This is a genomic window from Citrobacter sp. H12-3-2 (assembly GCF_009649895.1).
Lineage (GTDB): Bacteria > Pseudomonadota > Gammaproteobacteria > Enterobacterales > Enterobacteriaceae > Citrobacter > Citrobacter portucalensis.
In genome coordinates, this window is sequence record NZ_CP045837.1 from 4,494,946 (window position 1) to 4,520,260 (window position 25,315).

At 51.1% G+C, this 25,315-nt stretch carries 20 protein-coding genes; 13 read left to right on the top strand and 7 right to left on the bottom strand.

Features of this window, described 5'->3' with window-relative positions:
* Window positions 1–253: 253 nt before the first annotated feature.
* The 3 genes from dcuB (at window position 254) to GHC22_RS21395 (ending at window position 4,108) form a co-directional block, all read left to right on the top strand.
* Window positions 254–1,594: an anaerobic C4-dicarboxylate transporter DcuB gene (gene dcuB / locus GHC22_RS21385; RefSeq protein ID WP_003031873.1), complete on the top strand. Its 1,341-nt coding sequence runs from the start codon at window positions 254–256 to the stop codon at window positions 1,592–1,594.
* 96 nt (window positions 1,595–1,690) lie between these two features.
* Window positions 1,691–3,337, top strand: a complete 1,647-nt coding sequence (fumA, locus tag GHC22_RS21390; protein ID WP_008786974.1) for a class I fumarate hydratase FumA — start codon at window positions 1,691–1,693, stop codon at window positions 3,335–3,337.
* Window positions 3,338–3,484: 147 nt separating this feature from the next.
* Window positions 3,485–4,108 (top strand): DUF2238 domain-containing protein, encoded by a 624-nt coding sequence (locus GHC22_RS21395; RefSeq protein WP_100271623.1) that lies wholly within the window; start codon window positions 3,485–3,487, stop codon window positions 4,106–4,108.
* A gap of 20 nt (window positions 4,109–4,128) precedes the next feature.
* Here GHC22_RS21395 and GHC22_RS21400 read toward each other — a convergent pair whose 3' ends face one another.
* The 3 genes from GHC22_RS21400 to melA all read right to left on the bottom strand — a co-directional run bounded on the left by GHC22_RS21400 (window position 4,129) and on the right by melA (window position 7,264).
* A complete protein-coding gene (locus GHC22_RS21400) occupies window positions 4,129–4,383 on the bottom strand; it encodes a SemiSWEET transporter (RefSeq protein ID WP_032942140.1) in 255 nt (84 codons plus the stop codon).
* A 2-nt stretch (window positions 4,384–4,385) separates the two neighbouring features.
* The gene (gene melB / locus GHC22_RS21405; RefSeq protein ID WP_032942138.1) at window positions 4,386–5,816 is read right to left on the bottom strand and encodes a melibiose:sodium transporter MelB; all 1,431 of its coding nucleotides are present in this window, start codon (window positions 5,814–5,816) and stop codon (window positions 4,386–4,388) included.
* A gap of 92 nt (window positions 5,817–5,908) precedes the next feature.
* Window positions 5,909–7,264, bottom strand: a complete 1,356-nt coding sequence (gene melA / locus GHC22_RS21410) for an alpha-galactosidase (protein ID WP_153753876.1) — start codon at window positions 7,262–7,264, stop codon at window positions 5,909–5,911.
* A gap of 269 nt (window positions 7,265–7,533) precedes the next feature.
* Between melA and melR the strand changes: the two genes are divergently transcribed.
* From melR to pmrB, 7 genes are all read left to right on the top strand, one after another.
* Window positions 7,534–8,466 (top strand): transcriptional regulator MelR, encoded by a 933-nt coding sequence (gene melR, locus GHC22_RS21415; protein WP_153753877.1) that lies wholly within the window; start codon window positions 7,534–7,536, stop codon window positions 8,464–8,466.
* A gap of 237 nt (window positions 8,467–8,703) precedes the next feature.
* Window positions 8,704–10,971 carry an arginine decarboxylase gene (gene adiA / locus GHC22_RS21420; RefSeq protein ID WP_003826754.1) on the top strand — a complete coding sequence of 756 codons (2,268 nt, stop codon included), beginning with the start codon at window positions 8,704–8,706 and terminating at the stop codon, window positions 10,969–10,971.
* 314 nt (window positions 10,972–11,285) lie between these two features.
* The gene (locus GHC22_RS21425; RefSeq protein WP_153753878.1) at window positions 11,286–12,047 is read left to right on the top strand and encodes an AraC family transcriptional regulator; all 762 of its coding nucleotides are present in this window, start codon (window positions 11,286–11,288) and stop codon (window positions 12,045–12,047) included.
* 127 nt (window positions 12,048–12,174) lie between these two features.
* Complete coding sequence (gene adiC, locus GHC22_RS21430) at window positions 12,175–13,512, top strand: arginine/agmatine antiporter (RefSeq protein WP_003031853.1); 1,338 nt, start codon at window positions 12,175–12,177, stop codon at window positions 13,510–13,512.
* 146 nt (window positions 13,513–13,658) lie between these two features.
* On the top strand, window positions 13,659–15,296 hold the full coding sequence (gene eptA, locus GHC22_RS21435) for a phosphoethanolamine transferase EptA (RefSeq protein WP_153753879.1): 1,638 nt from the start codon (window positions 13,659–13,661) through the stop codon (window positions 15,294–15,296).
* Window positions 15,297–15,300: 4 nt separating this feature from the next.
* Window positions 15,301–15,969: a two-component system response regulator PmrA gene (pmrA, locus tag GHC22_RS21440; protein WP_008786966.1), complete on the top strand. Its 669-nt coding sequence runs from the start codon at window positions 15,301–15,303 to the stop codon at window positions 15,967–15,969.
* Window positions 15,970–17,052, top strand: a complete 1,083-nt coding sequence (gene pmrB / locus GHC22_RS21445) for a two-component system sensor histidine kinase PmrB (protein ID WP_153753880.1) — start codon at window positions 15,970–15,972, stop codon at window positions 17,050–17,052. It begins immediately after the preceding gene.
* Here pmrB and pmrR read toward each other — a convergent pair.
* On the bottom strand, window positions 17,046–17,135 hold the full coding sequence (gene pmrR / locus GHC22_RS21450; protein WP_003826741.1) for an LpxT activity modulator PmrR: 90 nt from the start codon (window positions 17,133–17,135) through the stop codon (window positions 17,046–17,048). The two genes, pmrB and pmrR, sit on opposite strands and share 7 nt — an antisense overlap.
* A gap of 149 nt (window positions 17,136–17,284) precedes the next feature.
* On the bottom strand, window positions 17,285–18,787 hold the full coding sequence (gene proP / locus GHC22_RS21455; protein WP_003826737.1) for a glycine betaine/L-proline transporter ProP: 1,503 nt from the start codon (window positions 18,785–18,787) through the stop codon (window positions 17,285–17,287).
* 699 nt (window positions 18,788–19,486) lie between these two features.
* Here proP and kdgT point away from each other — a divergent pair.
* Window positions 19,487–20,485, top strand: coding sequence for a 2-keto-3-deoxygluconate transporter (kdgT, locus tag GHC22_RS21460; protein WP_003826735.1), 999 nt, complete (start codon window positions 19,487–19,489; stop codon window positions 20,483–20,485).
* A 30-nt stretch (window positions 20,486–20,515) separates the two neighbouring features.
* Here kdgT and GHC22_RS21465 read toward each other — a convergent pair whose 3' ends face one another.
* Window positions 20,516–21,409 (bottom strand): diguanylate cyclase regulator RdcB family protein, encoded by an 894-nt coding sequence (locus GHC22_RS21465; protein ID WP_153753881.1) that lies wholly within the window; start codon window positions 21,407–21,409, stop codon window positions 20,516–20,518.
* Window positions 21,406–23,763, bottom strand: coding sequence for a clamp-binding protein CrfC (gene crfC / locus GHC22_RS21470; protein WP_048236322.1), 2,358 nt, complete (start codon window positions 23,761–23,763; stop codon window positions 21,406–21,408). The genes GHC22_RS21465 and crfC overlap by 4 nt, the downstream gene beginning before the upstream one ends.
* A gap of 541 nt (window positions 23,764–24,304) precedes the next feature.
* Here crfC and GHC22_RS21475 point away from each other — a divergent pair.
* Entirely contained in the window at window positions 24,305–24,640 is a 336-nt protein-coding gene (locus GHC22_RS21475) for a zinc ribbon domain-containing protein YjdM (RefSeq protein ID WP_003031835.1), read from the top strand.
* A gap of 139 nt (window positions 24,641–24,779) precedes the next feature.
* Window positions 24,780–25,229 carry a VOC family metalloprotein YjdN gene (gene yjdN / locus GHC22_RS21480; protein ID WP_003031832.1) on the top strand — a complete coding sequence of 150 codons (450 nt, stop codon included), beginning with the start codon at window positions 24,780–24,782 and terminating at the stop codon, window positions 25,227–25,229.
* Window positions 25,230–25,315 lie beyond the last annotated feature (86 nt).

The following is a 25,315-nucleotide window of genomic DNA, read 5'->3' on the forward strand; positions in this document are numbered from 1 at the left end:
CGTCAACCGCAGCTTTCCATGCCCAGCTCTGCTTCCCATCGCCTGAGGATTTTCTCCTCTGATCAAAGCCACAGAAAAAAGCTAAATATTTCCATAAATTTGAAAAAACATTCTAGCAAGACATTTGAACATTAATCGCAAATACGGACATATCGAATACTGACCATTTTTTGATGCTTATTCTGGCAAAAAAGAATGTGGCACAGATCCATTTTTCAAAAAATTGACTGGGTTTTTCGCGAGGGTAAATAAAATGTTATTTAGTATACAACTTCTCATAATATTAATATGTTTGTTTTATGGTGCCAGAAAGGGCGGTATCGCGCTGGGTTTATTAGGCGGTATCGGCCTGGTCATTCTGGTTTTCGTTTTCCATCTCCAGCCGGGTAAACCACCTGTAGATGTAATGCTGGTTATTATTGCCGTGGTGGCCGCATCGGCAACCTTGCAAGCCTCCGGCGGCCTTGACGTTATGCTGCAAATCGCTGAAAAGCTGCTGCGCCGTAACCCAAAATACGTTTCCATCGTCGCACCTTTCGTTACCTGCACCCTGACGATTCTCTGCGGTACAGGGCACGTGGTATACACCATCCTGCCAATCATTTATGACGTTGCCATTAAGAACAATATTCGCCCTGAACGTCCGATGGCGGCGAGTTCTATCGGCGCACAGATGGGGATTATCGCCAGCCCGGTTTCTGTAGCCGTTGTGTCACTGGTGGCAATGCTGGGTAACGTAACGTTTGAAGGCAAGCATCTCGAATTCCTCGACCTGCTCAGCATCACCATCCCGTCTACCCTGTTGGGTATCCTGGCGATCGGTATCTTCAGCTGGTTCCGTGGTAAGGATCTGGATAAAGATGAAGAGTTCCAGAAGTTCATTTCCGTACCTGAAAACCATAACTATGTGTATGGCGATACCGCCACGCTGTTAGACAAAAAGCTGCCGAAAAGCAACTGGCTGGCCATGTGGATCTTCCTGGCCGCTATTGCCGTGGTTGCCGTGCTTGGCGCGTTCTCTGAGTTGCGTCCTACCTTTAGCGGCAAACCGCTGTCAATGGTGCTGGTTATCCAGATGTTCATGCTGCTGACCGGTGCGCTGATTATTATCTTGACGAAGACCAATCCCGCTTCAATATCTAAAAACGAAGTCTTCCGTTCCGGTATGATCGCGATTGTGGCGGTGTACGGTATTGCCTGGATGGCCGAAACAATGTTCGGCGCGCACATGACAGAAATCGAAGGTGTGCTGGGCAATATGGTGAAAGAGTATCCGTGGGCCTACGCAATTGTTCTGCTGCTGGTATCCAAATTTGTAAACTCCCAGGCAGCGGCGCTGGCAGCGATTGTTCCGGTCGCTCTGGCAATCGGGGTTGATCCCGCGTACATCGTGGCTTCTGCTCCGGCATGTTACGGTTACTACATTCTGCCGACCTACCCGAGCGATCTGGCTGCTATCCAGTTTGACCGTTCCGGCACCACCCACATCGGCCGCTTCGTTATCAACCACAGCTTCATTCTGCCTGGCTTGATCGGCGTAAGCGTATCCTGTGTCTTTGGTTGGATCTTCGCCGCAATGTACGGTTTCCTGTAATCACAGTTCGCGTGCCGTCCACGTTGGTACGGCACGCCACCATGAAGACACAGAGAATTTTAAAATTCCTGAGAAAAATGAAAAGGCTGGAAGCAAATGTCAAAAGTTGAATTCACTTACCAGGCGGCTTTCCCACTGGGGGAAGACAAAACTGAGTACTACCTGCTGACATCCGATCACGTCAGCGTCGGCGAGTTTGAAGGCGAAACAATCCTGAAAGTAGCCCCTGAAGCACTTACGCTACTGGCCCAGCAAGCCTTCCACGATGCCTCCTTCATGCTCCGCCCAGAACACCAACAGCAAGTCGCCTCAATTCTCCATGATCCCGAAGCCAGCGAAAACGATAAGTACGTGGCGCTGCAGTTCCTGAGAAACTCCGAAATCGCCGCCAAAGGCGTGTTGCCAACCTGCCAGGACACCGGTACGGCAATCATCATGGGTAAAAAAGGTCAGCGTGTTTGGACCGGCGGCGGCGATGAAGCGGCGCTCTCCAAAGGCGTATTTAATACCTATATCGAAGATAACCTGCGCTACTCGCAAAACGCGGCGCTGGATATGTACAAAGAAGTAAATACCGGCACCAACCTGCCCGCACAGATCGATCTGTACAGCGTGGACGGTGACGAATACAAATTCCTGTGCGTGGCCAAAGGCGGCGGCTCAGCCAACAAAACCTATCTGTATCAGGAAACCAAAGCGCTGCTGACTCCCGGCAAACTGAAAAACTTCCTGGTTGAGAAAATGCGCACGCTGGGTACCGCAGCTTGCCCTCCGTATCACATCGCATTCGTTATTGGCGGTACGTCAGCGGAAAGCACCCTCAAAACGGTGAAGCTGGCCAGCACACACTACTATGACGCGCTGCCGACTGAAGGCAATGCTCACGGCCAGGCATTCCGCGATCTGCAACTGGAACAAGAACTGCTGGAAGAAGCGCAGAAACTCGGCCTTGGTGCTCAGTTCGGCGGGAAATACTTCGCACATGATATCCGCGTGATCCGCCTGCCTCGCCACGGCGCGTCCTGCCCGGTTGGTATGGGTGTTTCTTGCTCCGCAGACCGTAACATTAAGGCCAAGATCAACCGCGAAGGGATCTGGATTGAAAAACTGGAACATAACCCAGGTCAGTACATTCCGGAATCTCTGCGCCAGGCGGGCGAAGGCGAAGTGGTTAAAGTTGACCTTAACCGCCCAATGAAAGAGATCCTCGCCCAGCTCTCTCAGTACCCGGTTTCTACTCGTCTGTCACTGAGCGGTACTATCATTGTTGGTCGTGACATTGCCCACGCGAAGTTAAAAGAACGTATTGAGTCCGGCGAAGGTCTGCCGCAGTACGTGAAAGATCATCCGATCTACTACGCGGGTCCGGCCAAAACCCCTGCAGGCTACCCGTCCGGTTCTTTAGGTCCAACCACCGCGGGTCGTATGGACTCCTACGTTGACCTGTTGCAGTCTCACGGCGGCAGCATGATCATGCTGGCAAAAGGTAACCGTAGCCAGCAGGTGACTGACGCCTGCCACAAACATGGCGGCTTCTACTTAGGCAGCATCGGTGGACCGGCAGCGGTACTGGCGCAGCAGAGCATTAAGCATCTGGAATGCGTGGAATACCCGGAGCTGGGTATGGAAGCTATCTGGAAAATCGAAGTAGAAGATTTCCCGGCTTTCATTCTGGTCGATGACAAAGGCAACGATTTCTTCCAGCAAATCGTCAGCAAACAATGCGCTAACTGCGCGAAGTAACCCATTCGGCCCGGCACTGGACTGGCACTAAATTTTTGGCGTCAGTCCAGCGATCCCCCCGGGCCAACTTTATCCCCCCATTTACTGGTATTGAATTTTTGCCGTTCACAGGGAATAGTGACCTTTTCCATTACGTGTGAATTCGCAATGCTCCGCACTCTGAACCCCACAATCTTGCGCACCGGCGCATTGATCCTGGCGCTGATTCTTATCTACACCGGTATCTCTGCCTCTGAGAAAATCACCTGGCTGATGGAAGTCACGCCAGTCATTATTGTCGTCCCGCTGTTGCTGGCTACCATGAAGCAGTACCCATTGACGCCGCTGCTTTATACGTTGATTTTCTTGCACGCCATCATTCTGATGGTAGGCGGGATGTATACCTACGCCAAAGTCCCCGTCGGTTTTCAGGTTCAGGAATGGCTGGATCTCAGTCGAAACCCCTATGACAAGCTGGGCCACTTCTTCCAGGGGCTGGTACCAGCCCTGACGGCAAGAGAGATTTTAGTGCGCGGCAATATTGTCCGTGGTCATAAGATGCTGGCATTTTTGGTCTGCTGCGTAGCACTGGCGATTAGCGCAATGTATGAACTCATCGAATGGTGGGCGGCGCTGGCAATGGGACAAGGTGCGGATGACTTCCTTGGCACGCAGGGTGACCCATGGGATACCCAGTCGGACATGTTCTGCGCCCTGCTCGGTGCGTTAACAACGGTCCTCGCACTGGCGGGCTGGCACAATCGGCAGTTGAAAACGGCCGGAGAGCGCTAACGCTTCTCCAGCAATCTACATTACCTACTGCGATACTTGATAACCAGAATCGGCAAGGCGAACAACAGTGTCAGAAAGTTCGCCATGCTGACGGCAGTATCTTCAATCAATAATCCGTAAATCAGCCACAAAACCAGCCCGCACACAAACATCACATACATCAAACCGGAGATGCCTTGCGTGTTGCGAGTGGTAATAACCTTAATGGCTTGCGGCAAGAAAGAGAGCGTTGTCAGGCTGGCCGCCAAATACCCAATCAACGAATGCCATTCCATCGCTACGCCTTTACATCGCCTGGAGCCACTACCGCAATAGCCGGGATATCCGGTTGCTCATGGTGCTGCGGCACCTTGCGATACTTATCCAGTAAATGGATCTGGATCCTGCGCAGGGTGTCGCCATTCAGTCGATAAAAGCGGAAATACAGGACTAAGGTCACCACAAAAAAGAGTGCGGGTAGCGCTATCATAATAAACTGCATGCCAACGATAGTTTCGGCAGACTGCGCGACATTTGGCGCGTAATTAATCACCCCGAGTATTAACGCGATAAAGAAAGCGGCAAATGCTGACCCACCTTTTACCACCATTGTCTGCACCGAATAGGCGATACTTTCACAACGAACATTAAGTTTGTATTCGCCGTAATCAACGGTATCTGCCACCATAATGACCTGCAACACCCAGAAAAGCGCCGAACCAATATTCAGTAAAACACCCGCTATAACAATCAGTAAGATATTATGGAAATCTGCCAGCGCCATCACCAGTAGTACGCTACAGCTAAGAACCGGCAACACCGATGCCCCAGCCCACAAGATCCGTCGTGACAACGCGTTTACCAGCCGAGGAAAGAAAATCAGCGTCAACAGGTTTGCCGCACCTGCGTAAGACATGTAGTACGGGAAGAGACTTGCATCACCAATCACGTAGGTAAAATAGTAAATGGCAAAGCCAGCAATGATATTGGATGCAATATTGTAAGCCAGTGCCATACCTAACAGGCAGGATAGCTGGTCATTTTTATAGATAAGCCCAACGATCGCTTTCAACCCAAGACGACTGCTGTCTGCCGTGGCCTCACTGTCTGACGAATAAACCTCATGCACATTCCGTAGCGTCACAACGGTGGAAACGATAAAGAACGCGATGAGAATTAGCGTAAACATCTGAAAACCAAAACCACGATCGGCTCCGCCAACATAGCTCACAAAAGGCAGCGTCACGCCTGCGGTAACAAACCCAGAAAGGCTGGCGAAGAAACGGGGGTACGGCACCAGTTGTTCACGCTCGCGTTTATCCAGCGTAATGGTTGGCACCAGTGACCAGAATGGAATATCCATAATGGTGTAGGTCATTCCCCATAATATATACGTCACGCAAACAAATACGACCTGCGCAGTACCCTCAAAAAGATGTGCGCTAAAAAGCAAAAACAGCACCAATGAGTTCGCCAGCGTACCGAGTAAGATCCAGGGTTTAAATTTTCCCCAGCGCGATCGGGTGGCGTTCACAATCCAGCCCATGATGGGATCGTTTACCGCATCCCAGATCCTTGCCGCCAGGAACAACGTTCCGACCAGCCCCACCGATAATCCCACTACGTCGGTGTAGTAATACATCAGGTACATGTACACAATACCGATGGCGAAATCCTTACCAAACGCTCCAAATCCATAACTGAGTTTTGTTGTCAGAGATATGCTCATAGGGTATCGGGTCGCTGTTACCAGCGCCCGCCTTCTGTAAGAGGAAACGTCAGAGGTTAAACGCCGGATACAATGCCCGGCGTGATTGTGTATTAACGGTGCAGCCAGGCCGGCAGCCAGTCGCCGTGAGACGCGATCAGGTCGTCCACCAGCGCATAAATCTCTTCAATCCCCAGTACCGCGGCGGTATGCGGATCCATCATCGCCGCGTGATAAACGCGATCGCGATTCTCCGTCAGGATGGCTTCCGTTAGCAGGGTCTGAACATTGATATTGGTTTGCATCATGGCCGCCAAATGTGACGGGAGAGTCCCGACTTTCGTTGGCTGAATACCATTTGCATCGACCAGACAAGCGACTTCAACGCAGCAGCCTTGCGGCAGGTTATCGATCAGATTGTCATTGCGAACGTTGCCATACACGACGCTCGGTTCACCGGTCCAGATAGCGTTCATGATAGTGCTGGCATATTCGCGCGACGGTTTAATGTCGATCCGCTCAGCCGTTTTGTACTCTTCCAGCTCTTTTTTCCAGTTCGCCAACTGTTCCACACAACGTTTCGGATATTCATCCAATGGCACCTTATAGCGCTCAATCAGATCTTCACGCCCCGGTTTGATAAACCACGGCGTATATTCAGCGAAGTGCTCCGACGATTCGGTGACGAAATACCCCAATTTTTTGAACATTTCATAACGCACAATGTTCTGGCAACGGGTATTTCCGTGAATATTTGGTTTCGGCGCCTGACCGGATTCATAGGCCGCCAGCAGCTCCGGGTAGAGATTCACATAGGCACCGTCCGCCGTTTTGCGCTCCAGCTCCAGATAAAACGCCATATGGTTGATCCCGGCACTGCGATAGCGCAAAGAAGCAGGGTCGATGTTCAGATCGCGGGCCAACACCTCCGCCGTCCCCTGCACCGAATGACACAACCCAACCTGCTTAATATGCGGATAGCGCGCATACATTGCCCAGGTGTTCATTGCCATCGGGTTAACGTAGTTAAGCATTGTGGCCTGCGGACAGACTTCGGTCATATCCTCACAAATCTGCCATAAATGCGGGATGGTGCGCAGCGCGCGCATAATGCCGCCCGGCCCCAGCGTGTCGGCAATCGTCTGCTCCAGACCATGGCGTTTACACACCGTAAAATCGGTGACGGTACAAGGTTCATAGCCGCCAATCTGGAAAGCGACCACCACAAAATCAGCATCCTGTAATGCTGCTTTTTGATCGGTATAGCAGGTGATTCGTCCAGACGCGCCCGCAGAATCCATCAACTTGCGCACAACAACGTGTGATTCTTCCAGACGCGTAGGATCGAGATCCATCAAGGCGATATGCGCAGATTTAAGCGCATCGCGGTGAAAGACGTCCCCAAGAATATTTTTGACGAAAATCGTGGAACCGGCGCCGATAAAGGTAATTTTGGGTGCAGACATCATGACTCTCCAGAACATTAGTGAACACAGTCATGGTGGCACAGCGCATAGATGAAAACCTCCGACTTCCCTGCTGAGCATTCCCATAAACTCAGATCATCACTCTGCGCCCTATTGGATCTGAGTTTATGGGACAAAATTACCCAAAAAGCAGAGTATGCGGCCGCAAAATGTCGCTATGCTCAATGGTAACGGTCCAATTTGTGTCCTGATTCTCAGCCTTAATACGTGTTAAATGACATGATTCTGATAATTCAGGAAATGGAGCAACCATGAGTACATTACCGACATCGCCTCTCCCTCCCGATCCGCACATGTGCAGTAGCGATGAAGAACAAACCCGCAGCCCGCTATCGCTGTACTCAGAATATCAACGGATGGATATCGAGTTGCGCTCACCGCATGCTATGCCTGCCAGCCACTGGCATGGGCAGGTGGAGATCAATGTTCCGTTTGATGGTGACGTCGAATACCTTATCAACAACGAAGTCGTGCAGATAAAACAGGGACACATCACGCTATTCTGGGCCTGTACACCGCATCAGCTCACGCGTCCGGGCAGTTGCCAAAGTATGGCTATCTTCAATTTACCGATGCACCTTTTCCTCTCCTGGCCGCTGGATCGCGAGCTGATCAACCATGTTACCCATGGAATGGTCATCAAATCGCTGGCGTCGCAGCAGTTGAGCACCTTTGAGGTTCAGCGCTGGCAACAGGAACTGAGCAACCCGAACGAACAAATTCGCCAGGTCGCCATTGATGAAATTGGTCTGATGCTCAAACGGTTTAGCCTTTCCGGCTGGCAGCCTATCCTGGTCAATAAAACCTCGCGGACCCACAAAAACAGCGTGTCGCGGCACGCCCAGTTTTACGTCAGCCAAATGCTGAGCTTTATTGCCGACAACTACGATCAGGCGCTCACCATCAACGACGTCGCGGAACACGTGAAGCTCAACGCCAACTACGCGATGGGGATTTTCCAACGCGTAATGCAACTCACCTTGAAGCAGTACATCACGGCAATGCGGATCAATCACGTCCGCGCATTGCTTAGCGATACCGATAAAACCATTCTCGACGTTGCGTTGACCGCCGGATTCCGATCCAGCAGCCGTTTTTATGACACCTTCAGCAAGTTTGTCGGCATGTCGCCGCAGCAGTACCGCAAACTAAGCCAGCAGCATCGGCAAACAATCGCTGGTTGATATCATTCGGCAATATCAGTATCAGCCAAAAAAATATTCCCCCTGTCGATAAACGGCGGTGAAAAACCGCCAACAAGAAAACATAACCTACTGTTTAAAAACAAATTAAACACAAATCAGACTATTTTTCACCCGCTTTACAGCCCATTTTGACAGGATAATACTTGCCTGCGTCACATTCATACGGTGTGTCTGCAATTCATAGATTGCAACCTTTCCACAACCGGGTAAAAGATGATGAAAGTATTAATTGTTGAAAGTGAGTTTCTGCATCAGGACACCTGGGTCGGTAGCGCTGTCGAACGTCTGGCTGACGCATTAAGCCGCCAAAATGTTACCGTCATTAAGTCCACCTCATTCGACGATGGTTACGCAATCCTCGCCGCCAATGAAGCCATTGATTGTCTGATGTTCAGCTATCAAATGGAACAACAAGACGAGCACCTCAACGTCAGGCAATTGATCGGCAAGCTCCACGAGCGCCAGCAAAACGTACCTGTTTTCCTGCTGGGCGATCGCGAAAAAGCCACCGCATCGCTGGATCGCGACCTGCTGGAGCTTGTCGATGAATTCGCCTGGATTCTGGAAGATACCGCAGACTTTATCGCCGGTCGCGCCGTTGCGGCGATGACCCGCTACCGCCAACAACTTCTGCCACCGCTGTTCAGCGCGCTGATGAAGTACGGCGACATCCATGAATACTCCTGGGCAGCACCGGGTCACCAGGGCGGCGTCGGATTCACCAAAACGCCAGCCGGTCGTTTCTATCATGATTACTACGGTGAAAACTTATTCCGTAGCGATATGGGTATTGAACGTGCATCGCTCGGCTCGCTGCTGGATCATACCGGCGCGTTTGGCGAGAGCGAAAAATATGCCGCCCGCGTGTTTGGCGCTGACCGCTCCTGGTCCGTGGTGGTCGGGACTTCCGGCTCTAACCGCACCATCATGCAGGCTTGTATGACCGACAACGACGTCGTGGTGCTGGATCGTAACTGCCATAAATCCATCGAGCAGGGGCTTATCCTCACCGGGGCAAAACCGGTGTACATGGTGCCAAGCCGCAACCGGTACGGCATTATCGGGCCTATCTACCCGCAGGAAATGCAGCCTGAAACATTGCAGAAAAAGATCAGCGAAAGCCCGCTGACCAAAGGTAAAGCCGGGCAAAAACCGTCTTACAGCGTTGTGACCAACTGTACCTACGACGGTGTTTGCTACAACGCCAAAGAGGCCCAGGACCTGCTCGCGCAAACCAGCGATCGCATCCACTTCGATGAGGCCTGGTACGGCTATGCTCGCTTCAACCCAATTTACGCCGATCACTACGCCATGCGTGGCGCGCCGGGCGATCATAACGGTCCTACCGTTTTTGCCACCCACTCGACCCACAAACTGCTGAATGCGCTTTCTCAGGCATCTTACATTCACGTTCGTGAAGGTCGTGGGGCCGTGAACTTTTCCCGCTTTAACCAGGCGTACATGATGCACGCCACTACCTCTCCGCTGTATGCCATCTGCGCCTCAAACGACGTGGCGGTCTCCATGATGGACGGTAACAGCGGCCTGTCGCTCACCCAGGAAGTGATCGACGAAGCGGTCGATTTCCGTCAGGCCATGGCACGGTTGTACAAAGAATTCACCGCCGAAGGCGACTGGTTCTTCAAACCGTGGAACAAAGAGATTGTGACCGATCCGCAGACCGGCAAAACCTATGACTTTGCCGATGCGCCAACCCAACTCCTGACCACCGACCAGAACTGCTGGGTAATGCGCCCGGGTGAATCCTGGCACGGATTTAAAGACCTGCCGGATAACTGGAGCATGCTGGACCCGATCAAAGTCAGCATTCTGGCTCCGGGGATGGGCGACGATGGTGAACTGGAAGAGAACGGCGTACCGGCTGCACTGGTCACCGCCTGGCTTGGCCGTCACGGCATCGTGCCGACCCGTACCACCGATTTCCAGATTATGTTCCTGTTCTCCATGGGGATTACCCGCGGGAAATGGGGCACACTGATCAACACGTTGTGCTCTTTCAAACACCATTACGATGCCAATACCCCGCTGGCACAGGTAATGCCAGAACTGGTTGAGGAACATCCAGACACTTACGCCAACATGGGCATTCACGATCTGGGCGACACCATGTTCGCCTGGCTGAAAGAGAACAACCCTGGCGCACGTCTTAACGCGGCCTACTCCGGCCTGCCTGTTGCTGAAATCACCCCGCGTGAAGCCTATAACGCGATAGTCAGCGATAACGTTGAGATGGTGGCCATTGAAAATCTGCCGGGTCGTATAGCCGCGAATTCCGTTATTCCTTACCCACCAGGAATTCCGATGCTGCTGTCCGGGGAAAACTTTGGTGACGCCAATAGCCCGCAGATTAGTTATCTACGTTCGTTGCAGTCCTGGGACCACCACTTCCCTGGATTTGAACATGAAACCGAAGGAACGGAAATTATTGACGGTGTGTACCACGTTATGTGCGTGAAAGCATAATGTCGTTTTATAGATAGTCCGATGTTTAAGGTAGACATGTCATGCTTGAGTAATTCCTGAGTATTGCTGCAAAACAATAACATTGTCATACCTTTTTGCGCGGGACCACCCCGCGCTTTTTTTATACGCAAATAGCGCCTTTCCACTTGCGTACAAAAATGTGTACATAAGAAAAATCCCGCCAAACATTGTAATTAATTTCAGACACGTTATTTTATTGCAGTCCTGGTTTCATCATACAATTTCAATTTAGCCGATTTGGCTCATCTGATGTTGAGCTACGGTGTTTTATGTTCATATTCCTGGAGTTGGGTATGAGGCTTTGCAGCAAAGAAGCTTGTGTTGTTGTATTAACGGAGAAGGATGTTTGGTTAAGGATTAACGGTAAAGAAGCCATCAGTTTAAAAACTAATCATATGGCGCTGGTGGCATGCGATAATAATATTATCGATTTCTCATCACTTAATAACGCATTGGTCGTACATATCAGCCGCGATATCATTAAAGATTATCTGCGCTTTTTAAATAAAGACCTTTCACAGATCCCACTCTGGCAACGCAGTGCCAGCCCAGTGATGACCGCCGCGTGTCTGACGCCGGATGTCTTCAGGGTGGCTGCCCAACACAGCGTAATGGACGCAGTGAACGAAACTGAAAGAGAGCGTACGCGCTCGCTACTGTTCACGGTGTTATCACGCTTTCTCGACAGTAAAAAGTTTATTTCTTTGCTCATGTATATGCTGCGCAACTGTATCAGCGATAGCGTTTATCACATTATTGAGAGCGATATACATAAAGACTGGAATTTAAGCATGGTTGCCAGTTGCTTATGCCTGAGTCCCAGCTTGTTAAAGAAAAAGCTCAAAAGTGAAAATACAAGTTACAGCCAAATAATTACCACATGTCGCATGCGATATGCCGTCAATCAATTACTGATGGACGGCAAAAACATTTCTCAGGTCTCTCAACTGTGTGGATATAACAGTACCTCATACTTTATCTCCGTATTCAAAGAGTTCTATGGGATGACGCCTCTGCATTATGTTAGCCAACATAGGGAGCCATCCGCCGCCTGATTTTTAATCAGTTAGCGATAAGCCATAATAATATCAGCATTAGCGATACCCCAGCTCCGTCATCATTAAATAGACTTTTGACGAGGTATGATAAGGCGTCATTTATCCTTATCAGGAGTTAAAAAATATGTCGACGGATGCTGATGCTCACAAAGTGGGCTTAATCCCCGTCACCCTTATGGTGTCGGGGAATATTATGGGTTCCGGTGTATTCCTGCTACCCGCAAACCTTGCGTCAACTGGCGGGATTGCAATCTACGGATGGTTGGTCACGATTATCGGTGCTCTGGCACTGTCGATGGTGTACGCCAAAATGTCGTCCTTAGACTCCAGTCCCGGTGGTTCTTATGCTTACGCCCGCCGCTGCTTCGGTCCTTTTTTGGGCTACCAGACCAACGTGCTGTACTGGCTGGCCTGCTGGATTGGTAACATCGCCATGGTGGTCATTGGCGTCGGTTACCTGAGCTACTTCTTCCCCATCTTAAAAGATCCGCTGGTCCTGACGCTGACCTGCGTCGTAGTGCTGTGGATCTTCGTATTACTGAACATTGTCGGACCGAAAATGATCACCCGCGTGCAGGCCGTCGCAACGGTACTGGCACTGGTGCCAATTGTCGGGATTGCCGTCTTCGGCTGGTTCTGGTTCCGCGGTGAAACCTATATGGCGGCCTGGAACGTCAGCGGCATGAACACCTTCGGCGCGATTCAAAGCACCCTGAACGTCACCTTGTGGTCATTTATCGGGGTGGAAAGCGCCTCCGTTGCGGCTGGCGTGGTTAAAAATCCCAAACGTAACGTACCTATCGCCACCATGGGCGGCGTGCTGATTGCCGCTGTTTGTTACGTGCTCTCCACCACCGCAATCATGGGTATGATCCCTAACGCGGCGCTGCGTGTATCAGCCTCTCCGTTCGGTGATGCCGCACGTATGGCGCTGGGTGACACCGCTGGGGCGATAGTTTCCTTCTGTGCTGCTGCCGGGTGTCTTGGTTCTCTGGGCGGCTGGACGCTGCTTGCCGGGCAAACCGCCAAAGCCGCAGCCGATGACGGCCTGTTCCCACCAATTTTTGCCCGCGTGAACAAAGCCGGTACGCCAGTGGCCGGGTTAATTATCGTCGGCATCCTGATGACCATCTTCCAGTTCAGCAGCATGTCGCCGAACGCAGCAAAAGAGTTTGGTCTGGTCTCTTCGGTTTCCGTTATCTTCACCCTGGTGCCGTATCTGTACACCTGCGCCGCGCTGCTGCTGCTCGGCCATGGCCACTTTGGTAAAGCACGCCCGATGTACTTACTGGTGACCTTTATCGCCTTTGTCTACTGCATCTGGGCGGTTGTCGGTTCCGGCGCCAAAGAAGTGATGTGGTCGTTCGTCACGCTGATGATCATTACCGCGCTGTACGCACTGAACTACAACCGGATCCATAAAAACCCGTATCCACTGGATGCCCCGGTAAACAATAACTAACGCCAACAATCGTCGTGGCCCGATGGCGTAAGTTCATCGGGTCAACGTTCTCCTACCGCTCTTCGAAAAATCAACATTAAGAACTTAAGGTTGGCTTAATTTTACTTTGAGAGGATTTGCGCCACATAGTCGATGGAACCCCCTTAATGTTAAAGCTCTTGTTTAAAAGGCCCACTCTCGGGCTAATCAGCTGGCTTCTGCTGATCTCATTTTATCTTGCGACTTTCCTGAACATTGCGTTCTACAAACAAGTGCTGCAAGACCTGCCTCTGGACTCTGTGCGTAACGTGCTGGTGTTTTTATCAATGCCGGTGGTCGCGTTCAGCGTCATGAACATTGTGCTGACGCTGGCCTCATTCCTGTGGCTTAATCGCCTGGTGGCGTGCATTTTCATTCTGGTGGGCGCATCGGCCCAATATTTCATCATGACCTACGGCATCATCATCGACCGCTCGATGATCGCCAATATGATGGACACTACGCCCGCCGAAACCTTTGCTTTGCTGACGCCGCAAATGCTCATCACTCTCGGGGTGAGCGGCATTCTGGCCGCGCTCATTGCCTGCTGGGTAAAAATCAAACCGATCACGCCAGTCATGCGCAGCATACTGTTTCGTGGCGCGAACATTCTGATCTCCGCGCTGCTGATCGTGCTGGTCGCTGCGTTCTTCTATAAAGATTACGCCTCACTGTTTCGCAACAACAAAGAACTGGTGAAATCCCTCAGTCCATCCAACAGCATTGTGGCGACGTCATCCTGGTATTCACACCAGCGACTGGCCCACCTGCCGCTGGTGCGCATTGGCGAGGATGCACATCGCAATCCGTTGATGGTGAAAGAAAAGCGTAAGAACCTGACGATTGTGGTTCTCGGCGAGACCTCGCGCGGCGATAACTTCACCCTGTCAGGCTACTCGCGCCAGACCAACCCGCTGCTGGAAAAAGATGATGTGGTCTATTTCCCCCGCACCACATCCTGCGGAACGGCAACGGCAGTATCAGTACCCTGCATGTTCTCGGATATGCCACGCGCGCACTACGACGAAGAACTGGCACAGCATCAGGAAGGCGTACTCGACATCATTCAGCGGGCGGGAATTAACGTTCTGTGGAACGATAACGACGGCGGCTGCAAAGGAGCCTGTGATCGGGTTCCACACCAGAATATGACTAAGCTGAACCTGCCAGGGCAGTGTATTGACGGTGAATGCTACGATGAAGTCCTGTTCCACGGGCTGGAAGAGTACATTAATAACCTGCAAGGCGACGGCGTGATTGTGCTGCATACCATCGGCAGCCACGGTCCGACCTATTACAACCGCTATCCTGCGCAGTTTAAGAAATTTACGCCAACCTGCGATACCAACGAAATCCAGACCTGTTCGCAGCAACAGTTGGTCAATACTTACGACAACACCATTCTTCACGTTGACTATATTGTTGATAAAGCGATCAATATACTGAAAGAGCATCAGGATAATTTCACCACCAGCCTGGTGTATCTTTCCGATCACGGCGAATCCTTAGGGGAAAATGGCGTCTATTTGCACGGCCTGCCGTATTCGATTGCACCAGATACGCAAAAACATGTGCCGATGCTGCTGTGGCTCTCCGAGGATTATCAGCAACGCTATCAGGTCTCTCAGACATGTTTGCAAAAACGGGCAAGCTCAGAAGACTTCTCGCAGGATAATCTCTTCTCAACTCTGCTGGGATTAACGGGCGTGCAAACACAGAAATATCAGGCGGCAGATGATATTCTGCAACCCTGCCGGGGAGGCTAAACGAATGAAAATCCTGATTGTTGAAGACGATACGTTGTTATTACAGGGACTGATACTCGCTGCGCAAACAGAAGGCTACGCCTGTGATGGCGTGTCAACCGCCCGTGCAGCCGAGCAGTGTCTGGAGACCGGACATTACAGTCTGGTTGTTCTGGACCTGGGCTTGCCGGATGAAGACGGTTTGCACTTCCTGACCCGCATCAGACAGAAGAAATACTCTCTCCCCGTGCTGATCCTCACCGCCCGTGACACGCTCAAAGACCGGGTCAGCGGGCTGGATGTGGGTGCCGATGACTATCTGGTCAAACCGTTCGCACTGGAAGAACTGCACGCCCGCATCCGGGCACTTCTGCGTCGCCACAACAATCAGGGTGAAAGTGAATTAATTGTCAGCAATCTGACGCTGAATATCGGTCGTCGCCAGGTGTGGATGGACGGACAAGAGGTTATCTTAACGCCGAAAGAATACGCGCTCCTGTCACGCCTGATGCTCAAAGCGGGCAGCCCGGTACACCGGGAAATTTTGTATAACGACATCTACAGCTGGGATAACGAACCGTCTACCAACACGCTGGAAGTGCACATTCACAATCTGCGCGATAAAGTGGGGAAATCACGTATCCGCACGGTCAGGGGATTTGGCTATATGCTGGTCGCCACTGAGGAAAGCTAAGTGAAGCTGCTGCAATATCTAAAACGACCTCTCCCTCTTCGCCAACGGTTAATACTGACGATCGGTCTAATTCTGCTGGTCTTTCAGTTGATTAGCACCTTCTGGTTGTGGCACGAAAGTACCGAGCAAATACAGTTATTCGAACAGGCGCTGCGCGATAACCGTAACAACGATCGCCACATCATGCATGAGATCCGCGAGGCAATCGCCAGCCTGATCGTCCCCGGCATCTTTATGGTCAGCCTGACGCTGCTAATTTGCTACCAGGCGGTGCGACGTATTACCCGTCCCCTTGCCGATCTGCAAAAAGAGTTAGAAGCGCGAGCAGCCGATAACCTGGCCCCCATTGAAATTCACAGCTCAACCGTTGAGATCCAGGCCGTTGTCTCAGCGCTCAATGACCTGGTAACGCGGCTGACCAGCACTATTGAAAACGAACGTTTATTTACCGCCGATGTCGCCCACGAACTGCGCACACCGCTGTCAGGCGTTCGCCTGCATCTGGAATTATTATCCAAAACCCATAAGGTCGACGTTACGCCGTTGATTGCCCGCCTTGACCAAATGATGGACAGCGTATCGCAGCTGCTGCAACTCGCCCGCGTCGGACAGTCGTTTTCGGCCGGGAACTACCAGCATGTCAAACTGCTGGAGGACGTTATTCTGCCCTCCTACGATGAACTCAGCACCATGCTGGACCAACGTAAACAGACGCTGCTCCTGCCACAAAGCGCGGCGGACGTTGTCGTGCGTGGCGATGCTACGCTGTTGCGGATGCTGCTACGAAATCTGGTGGAAAACGCGCATCGTTATAGCCCGGAAGGCACCCATATTACGATTAGCCTGAACACTGAGCATGATGCCGTCCTGGCCGTCGAAGATGAAGGGCCGGGCATTGATGAAAGTAAATGCGGGGAGTTAAGTAAAGCATTCGTCCGAATGGACAGCCGTTTTGGTGGGATTGGGCTGGGGCTGAGCATTGTCAGTCGTATCACCCAGTTACATCAGGGGCATTTCTATCTGCAAAATCGCCAGGGAGCCAGCGGCACTCGCGCATGGGTGGAATTGGCGAAAAATCAGTAAGAGCTCACCCACACATACAAAAAGCTGCTGACGATCAGCACGCTGCACACGGTGGTCAAACTTTCATAAATACGGGTTTTCATGACACTCTCCTCCGAAACTATGGAGGAGAGTTTGCCTGACACAGATTAAGCCAACCTTAAGTTGATATCATAAGACACCTTATCCGGCCTACTGAGTACAATGCTGCCCGTAGGCCTGATAAACGTAGTGCCATCAGGCAATAACACCGTTACTCTTCAATACGCGGATGCTGCTGCACCAGACGCGTGCGCTTAACCTGTAGCTCAGCAATTTCCTGATCGATATCTTCGATTTTCTGTTCAATGTTATCGTAGTGTTCGCCGAGGATCTCTTTCGCTTCCTGAATATCCGAAGCAGCAGGTGTCGCGCCTTTCAGCGGCTGATTAGCCGTCTCTTTCATGGTCACGCCGGTAATTAAACCTACTACCGCAATCACCATCAGATAATAAGCAGGCATCATCAGATTCTGCGAGCTTTCCACCAGCCATGCGGCCAATGTCGGAGTCAGACCGGCGATCAATACCGAGATATTAAACGCGGCGGCCAGCGCACTGTAGCGAATATGCGTCGGGAACATCGCCGGTAACGTTGACGCCATCACCCCGGTAAAGCAGTTGAGGATCACCGCCAACATCAGCAACCCGGCGAAAATCAGGCCGATAACATTACTGTTAATCAGAATAAATGCCGGAATCGCCAGCACAAACAGCGCAATACTGCCCATTATCACAAACGGACGACGCCCGAAACGGTCGCTGAGCAACCCCATAATCGGCTGCACAAACAGCATACCAATCATGATGGCGATAATAATCAACACGCCGTGGTCTTCAGAGTAATGCAGGTTATGCGACAGATAGCTCGGCATATAGGTGAGCAGCATGTAGTAGGTGACGTTGGTGGCAATCACCAGACCAACACATGCTAACAGGCTGCGCCAGTGCTTAGTCGCAATCTCTTTAAACGAGACCTTAGGACCTTCCTGCAGACCCTGACGATCGCCCTGCTCCAGTTTATCCACGTGCTGCTGGAACGCCGGCGTCTCTTCCAGCGCATGGCGCAGGTACAGACCAATCAGCCCTAACGGTAGCGCCAGGAAGAACGGAATACGCCAGCCCCACTCAAGGAAGTTATCCTCGCCGACGATAGTTGAGATCAGGACCACCACGCCCGCGCCCAGCACAAACCCGGCAATCGAGCCGAAGTCCAGCCAACTGCCCATAAATCCGCGCTTACGGTCTGGCGAGTACTCTGCGACAAAAATCGATGCCCCGGTATACTCTCCGCCGACCGAGAACCCCTGCGCCATCTTACACAGCAACAGCAGAATCGGTGCCCAGATACCAATTGAGGCATAAGAGGGAATAAGACCGATACAGAATGTACTGATCGACATGATCACGATGGTGATAGCGAGTATCTTCTGACGACCGTATTTATCGCCGAGCATACCGAAGAACAATCCGCCAAGCGGTCGAATCAGAAAGGGAACAGAGAAGGTGGCGAGTGCAGCAACCATCTGCACGCTGGGGTCAGCCCCCGGGAAGAACACTTTACCTAATGCGTAAGCAACAAATCCATAAACACCAAAATCGAACCACTCCATCGCATTACCTAACGACGCTGCGGTAATGGCTTTTCGCAATTTACCGTCATCAATGATGGTAACGTCGCGCAGCGTTATCGGTTTTATTTTTTTCCTTTTTAGCATACTCGTCCTCATAGACTTAGCCCTGTCACGCTCCAGTTCGAGTCCCCTAACGCCCATGCGTCAGGGTCATCACCGAGCGGGGAATGCACAGGCGCATTCCCTGTAACAAGCGTAGCAGGTTTACTTACACTGACGAGAAACGCACAGTACAACCGAACCTGTTGACGCCTGATTGGGCGGTTAATGACCTCTTTACCCTAACAGCGTTTAAATTTGTGATCAACTTCACATATAGTTTTTCATTTCGTCAACATGCGTAAATTAGGTCATTCTTAGTCAGCTTTTTTACATGTAATGCTTGCGATTTACTGACAATTAAATACAAGAATAAATCGCTTTATTGCACCAACAATCACAGCGGTCACTATTATTCTGCTAGCAAAAAAACCACCTAATCCCTTCACAAAAAGATCACAGCTTTTTTAATAATCAGACCGACCTGGAACTTTTGCTCGGAATATGTGATGAAGATAACTAAAACATCGTTTTATTTTGATTGAATCAATGTTCCCATGAATGCAAACTAATTCCAGACGCAATATCCCTGGGAGCAGCAACACGCTCAACGTATGCCGCGTTAGATTTTATAAAACAAAGAGATAGCGATTTTCTTTGTTAAGAAATACCAGTAACCATTTGAATTTATTAATTTTTACCCTCTTGCGCGAGTTTTAGCAGCGACAAGACATGAGGACGTTTATGAAAATTAAAGCCACGATTGAACGCATCCCCGGCGGAATGATGTTGATTCCTCTGTTATTAGGCGCAGTGTTAAATACGTTAGCTCCGGATACCGGTGCGTATTTCGGTTCGTTTACCAAAGGAATGATCAGCGGAACGGTACCGATTCTGGCAGTGTGGTTTTTTTGTATCGGCGCATCTATCGATTTGCGGGCAACCGGTACGGTATTACGCAAGTCCGGTACGCTGGTAATAACCAAAATAGCCGTGGCTTGGGTAGTGGCAATGATTGCTGCTTCATTTATTCCTGATACCGGTATTCAAACCGGGTTCTTTGCAGGCCTCTCAGTTTTGGCAATTGTCTCCGCAATGGACATGACCAACGGTGGTTTGTACGCCAGCCTGATGAACCAGTACGGCACCAAAGAAGAGTCCGGCGCATTTGTGTTGATGTCTCTGGAATCCGGTCCGTTAATGACCATGGTGATCCTCGGCTCCGCGGGTCTGGCCTCCTTCGAGCCACACCATTTCATCGGCGCGGTATTACCATTCCTGATTGGCTTTACGTTGGGCAACCTGGATCACGACCTGCGTTCTTTCTTCAGCAAAGCCACACCGGTGCTGATCCCGTTCTTCGGCTTCGCGTTGGGTAACACTATTAACCTGAGCGTGATCGTTGATACCGGTCTGCTGGGTATCCTGCTGGGTGTCGCGGTTATCGTCATCACCGGTATCCCGCTGATTATTGCTGACCGTGTTATTGGTGGCGGGAACGGTACGGCAGGCGTCGCAGCCTCTTCAGCAGCAGGTGCTGCGGTAGCAAACCCGGTGATTATCGCCCAGATTAACCCGGCGTTCGAACCGGTTGCCGCATCCGCTACGGCGCTGGTTGCCGCCAGCGTAATTGTCACCGCCATTCTGGTGCCGATTATCACCGCGCTGTACGCCAAACGTTTTAATAAAAACCTGGTCGCCAACGAAGCGGTGGCCACCCCGGCAGACTCTCTGCACCACTAAACCTGCCTTTATCCTACTCACCAGCCCTGCTCAATTGACGAGCAGGGTCGGTGCAAAAATCTCCTCAACCATCGCATCGACCAGCCGCTTTGCCGAACACAATCGCGGCATTCCCAGCGCCACATTTTGCCAACGCTGCGTCACCGACCAGCTTACCGGATGACGTTGCGCATCGCACCAGCTCCCCAGCCAGCTCAGCATATCGTTATACTCGCCCGATCCGCCGACAGCTGGCGTGCTGAGCCAATGATGATAGTAATGACGCGTAGCAGGCGCTGCATTCACGCTATCCGCCAACGCCTGAGCCGCCATGGTTCGCAGGTTGTCTTTTAGCATTAACACCACATCGGCATTCGCTAACCGGCAGGCATCACCAAAAGCTCCCCAACGTAGCTCCTCCAGCGCGACAAAACAGCGTCCTGGTAACGACCAGCCGTCATACGCGCCAGCCCGCCAGCGGGTAAAAATTTGTTCGCTATGCTCGCCCGCCTGAACCGTCAGGCCGCGCTGGGTCAGCGCCTTCTCTTTATACGCCGCGCGTTGGGTAAACCAGTCAGTCAGTGAATTTATTTGCTGTAAAAGACCGGGGGTTGAAAGCCCACGCGGGTGTTCTGTTTGTTGCAAAAACATCAGCCCTTCGGCGATCCGTACCAGCGCCAGATGACCCGGGTCAATCATGCCTGCCAGCTTCTCCACCAGCTTAAGGCGCATCACCAGATGCTCGCTGGACACTCCCGCCATCACCCACGCACGCAGTTGCGTCTGGGATAACACTTCCTGCGTCAGACGCGCACGCAGCCGCTGCTGCTGTTGCAGAAAACCGCCGGAACGTTTGGTTTCATCTCCCTGAACCAGATCGACCATAAACTTCGGGTAGACATACTCCAGCGTCCTCCCGGGGCCTTCCAGTAAAACGTTAGTCATGTGTGCTCGGTTGCAAAAAGGGTATTGATATCGTCACGCAGCAATCGGGAATCTTCATAAAGCCATGCCGCAATCGTAATGCGCTGCTGCAATTGCTCATTCATTGCATTCACCGCGGATTCATTTTGTTGGCGTAGCGTCAGACTCTCACTCAGACTCGCCTGCAATTGCGCCAGGCACAGAGAGAAATCAGCAAAAAATGTGGCCATGCCAGCCGTAACGGAGATATCGACCTGAGCAGCTAAAGCTTTACGAATTTGTTGGCAAAACTGGGAGACGTACTGCACAAGGTTTTTATGCAATGCGCCCATATCAATGAGATAACGCGTTTTTGTTTCGACGTAATCATTCCATCCCCAGTTGGGTTGATTTAGCCAACGAGAGAAAGTGTCACGCACCACACCGCCAGTAGACGGCGCATTTTCTGCCGGAATATCCTGCTCAATGGCCTCGTTAAACAATTGGCGGGTATTGAAATTAAACATCGCCGTATGGAACGCTGGAAAACGGATCCGCGCACGAAAACCGGCGTGATTTAGCTCCTCTTTCACCCTTTGCTCAATTGGCCGCATCGCGTCATTTAGCGCCCGGGAGAGCGTCGACTCAAGCTGTTCAAAACGCAGGGCTAAGTCCCGGCTGATGCTTTCCTGCGCCGCCAGCAATACCCCCTCACAGGACGAGCGAATTTTATCTAACACAATTTTCGCCTGCCCTTCATCATGCAACACCAACATCTCTCCGGCCATTTCTGCCGTATTCACAGCATTCCCCAGACCGTGTTGTGACATCATCAGGACGTTTTCTTTGACAAAGAACGTGTTGATACCGCAAAGAATCTCAGTCTGTTGCTCACTGAGATAGGCAGCGGCAGCCTCCAGCGCCAGTTCTACTTCATGGCTGACTTCATCGCTCACCCGCCCCTGGCTCACTTCTAACTGCTGCATATCCTCTTCAATATGCGTGATGTTCAGCCGCAGTTTGTCATAGGCGACCGTTAACCCGTGGGCGCGAAATTCCAGATATTCGTGCACGCTTTGTGCATAGTTCAATAACTTATGTGACGCTGAGCGAAGCGCATACAACGAAGCATTAGCATAAGCGGCGTGGATCACTTTCTGAATTGGCTGTTCAAACAGCGAGTCTTCCCACAACAGGTCGGCGGCATGGCGGATGTGTTCCGTATCGTCAAGATCGGTGGTGCGCCAGCGTCTGCCAAGCGCCGCTTCGGCAAAATCCTGCACCCAACGTTGCTCCTGATGATCCGGCAGTCGCCCGCGCGTCGTCAGCTCATGACGTGCCCTGTTCGCCAGATAGCCCCACATTGAGGAGACCGGATAAATTCTTTCAGGGGCAATTCCGCCTTGCATCAACGTGCCGGAAATCAACGCCCGCACCTGTTCTTCATCATCACTGTTGCGGTCTTTCTGATCGAACTTGTTCACCAGCGCATACAGCGGTACTGACTTGCCGACCGCCATAATCGCCTGACGCACTTCCTCATCGGAAATCGATTTCAGTTGGGTGTAATCCAACACCGCCAGCACCGCAGAGGCCCGCACCAGCTGTTCATTGAGCATTTTTTGTAAGTGCGGTTGTCCTGCCTCGTTCGGCCCCGGCGTATCCAGCAGCGTTAATTGCCCTGGGTAGCTTGCCTGTCCGGCCAAATGGACAAACTCAACTTCAATAACCGGAATATGCTCAATCGCGGCATAGGCGGCAAAAGGAAAATCAACGTCCAATGCTTTTGACAGGCGCACCAGGTCGTTCAGGCTTTTAAGGCAATGGAAAATAGGCTGTGCGCCAAGATAATACCGTTCAAATGCCACACCATTTTCAATATGTTGCAGCAGGACATTCATATCCTTGTCAATTTCCAGGGTCTGCGTAAGACGCAGGCGATCGCACTCGCGCACGCGCTGCTGCAAAACCTTCATTAAGGCATCGATCGGCGCGACATGTGAAAAATGCAGCACCGGCTCTTTCTGCCCCGGCGTATGGCGTATTAGCGTTGGTAACGCCGTCATGGGGCGATTACGATTAGGTAACACCTCTGTCCCCACAATCGCGTTAATCGTCGTCGATTTTCCCGCTTTCATCGTGCCAACAATCGCCAGCACCATTTCCAGACGCGTAATCTTGCGCAGCTCATTATTGAGCGTTGCTTGCTGGACATCCATGCCACGCGCGCTGAAATGCAGGGGCTGAACAACCTGACTGCTATGCTCTCCTTGTTTTAGCGCGACATCATCCAACGACGTCATAGGCAATTTTTGCAATTGCCTGAGATGTTCAAGCGAGAGCATCAGCAAGCGTTCCGCTTCCTGACTTAATTCATATATTGTCTGTGTGTGCATGGAAAATTTTTCCTTAACGCAAATGGCATTGCTTTTATTTAGCCCAATCGTTTTATTTATAGATTTTTTGGCTTTTATAATTACGTATAGAAATAATTAAAATCAAAACAACCAATTGATATTATTAAAATAAATTTGGTGTACAACCGCTGGCCTGATGCCTCTCACTTATGAAAATAAGTAAGAAAGATAGACAGCGTAGTTCAGTTTTAAAAAATGCCAGCGGAATCCCCCTACTAAATTTAAGGGGTTCAATGATGTTCAATCACAATGACTTAGGCATTTCTAAGCAATGTTACCTATGAATATCAGATATTTCGCCTCACCTTATCTTAAATATCTAAGCGTAGCAATTTCCCTTAAAAAATATTCCGCCATACTTTCATTGAGGTGAAAGCAGAGGGTCTTTACAGCAGATCATTTTGCGTAATCGCGCAGTAGTCCCGACAAATGCAGGGATTTTATGTATAATTGCGGCCTTTTTCGGCAATCTGCCATTTTTTGGGCGCATTTGCCCCTGCTGACTTTTGAGGAAATCCACATGTCATTACCACACTGCCCGCAATGCAACTCCGAATACACTTACGAAGATAACGGCATGTTCATCTGCCCGGAATGCGCTCACGAATGGAACGATGCTGAACCGGCGCAGGACAGCGACGAACTGATCGTTAAAGATGCCAACGGCAACCTGCTGGCTGACGGCGACAGCGTTACCGTCGTGAAAGACCTGAAGGTAAAAGGTAGCTCTTCCATGCTGAAGATTGGTACCAAAGTGAAAAACATTCGTCTGGTTGAAGGTGACCACAACATCGATTGCAAAATCGATGGCTTTGGCCCAATGAAGCTGAAATCTGAGTTTGTGAAAAAGAACTGATGCAAATTGCCTGATAGCGCGACGCTAATCAGGTCAACACCAGCTCATCTGCCAGGCGGGAAGCTCATACTTCCCGCCTGGTTTATTTTTGCAGACGCTAACTACACTTAATTGGCTTCTTTTACCTGAGGTAAAGATTATGCCGTTAAGTCCCTATATCTCCTTTGCAGGCAACTGCGCTGACGCTATCGCCTACTATCAAAAAACGTTAGGCGCTGAGCTACTCTACAAAATCAACTTCGGTGAAATGCCCAAATCGGCGCAGGATAGCGAAGATGGTTGCCCTTCAGGCATGAAATTCCCCGACACCGCCATCGCCCACGCCAACCTGCGCGTTGCGGGCAGTGACATCATGATGAGCGATAGCGCCCCGGACGGAAATGCTCACTACTCTGGCTTCACGCTGGTGCTCGACACGCAAAACGTCGATGAAGGCAAACGCTGGTTTGATAACCTGGCAGCAAACGGAAAAATCGAAATGGACTGGCAGGAAACCTTCTGGGCCCACGGTTTCGGTAAAGTGAGCGACCAGTATGGTGTGCCGTGGATGATCAACGTCGTCAAACAACAGCAACCCCCTACAGAGTAATCCAACGGGAGGCCAGCCCTCCCGTACTGTCATCAAACAGCCCTCAACTCTTCATCGTCGAGTAACCATCCCTTAACGAAAACGTC

Bases quoted from the DNA above. Each gene is read 5' to 3' on its own strand.
- pmrA (WP_008786966.1), top strand. From the start codon at position 15,301: ATGAAAATCCTGATTGTTGAAGACGATACGTTGTTATTACAGGGACTG.
- GHC22_RS21395 (WP_100271623.1), top strand. From the start codon at position 3,485: ATGCTCCGCACTCTGAACCCCACAATCTTGCGCACCGGCGCATTGATC.
- fumA (WP_008786974.1), top strand. From the start codon at position 1,691: ATGTCAAAAGTTGAATTCACTTACCAGGCGGCTTTCCCACTGGGGGAA.
- melR (WP_153753877.1), top strand. From the start codon at position 7,534: ATGAGTACATTACCGACATCGCCTCTCCCTCCCGATCCGCACATGTGC.
- GHC22_RS21400 (WP_032942140.1), bottom strand. From the start codon at position 4,383: ATGGAATGGCATTCGTTGATTGGGTATTTGGCGGCCAGCCTGACAACG.
- adiC (WP_003031853.1), top strand. From the start codon at position 12,175: ATGTCGACGGATGCTGATGCTCACAAAGTGGGCTTAATCCCCGTCACC.
- yjdN (WP_003031832.1), top strand. From the start codon at position 24,780: ATGCCGTTAAGTCCCTATATCTCCTTTGCAGGCAACTGCGCTGACGCT.
- GHC22_RS21475 (WP_003031835.1), top strand. From the start codon at position 24,305: ATGTCATTACCACACTGCCCGCAATGCAACTCCGAATACACTTACGAA.
- pmrR (WP_003826741.1), bottom strand. From the start codon at position 17,135: ATGAAAACCCGTATTTATGAAAGTTTGACCACCGTGTGCAGCGTGCTG.
- proP (WP_003826737.1), bottom strand. From the start codon at position 18,787: ATGCTAAAAAGGAAAAAAATAAAACCGATAACGCTGCGCGACGTTACC.
- dcuB (WP_003031873.1), top strand. From the start codon at position 254: ATGTTATTTAGTATACAACTTCTCATAATATTAATATGTTTGTTTTAT.
- kdgT (WP_003826735.1), top strand. From the start codon at position 19,487: ATGAAAATTAAAGCCACGATTGAACGCATCCCCGGCGGAATGATGTTG.
- eptA (WP_153753879.1), top strand. From the start codon at position 13,659: ATGTTAAAGCTCTTGTTTAAAAGGCCCACTCTCGGGCTAATCAGCTGG.
- melB (WP_032942138.1), bottom strand. From the start codon at position 5,816: ATGAGCATATCTCTGACAACAAAACTCAGTTATGGATTTGGAGCGTTT.
- crfC (WP_048236322.1), bottom strand. From the start codon at position 23,763: ATGCACACACAGACAATATATGAATTAAGTCAGGAAGCGGAACGCTTG.
- GHC22_RS21465 (WP_153753881.1), bottom strand. From the start codon at position 21,409: ATGACTAACGTTTTACTGGAAGGCCCCGGGAGGACGCTGGAGTATGTC.
- adiA (WP_003826754.1), top strand. From the start codon at position 8,704: ATGAAAGTATTAATTGTTGAAAGTGAGTTTCTGCATCAGGACACCTGG.
- GHC22_RS21425 (WP_153753878.1), top strand. From the start codon at position 11,286: ATGAGGCTTTGCAGCAAAGAAGCTTGTGTTGTTGTATTAACGGAGAAG.
- melA (WP_153753876.1), bottom strand. From the start codon at position 7,264: ATGATGTCTGCACCCAAAATTACCTTTATCGGCGCCGGTTCCACGATT.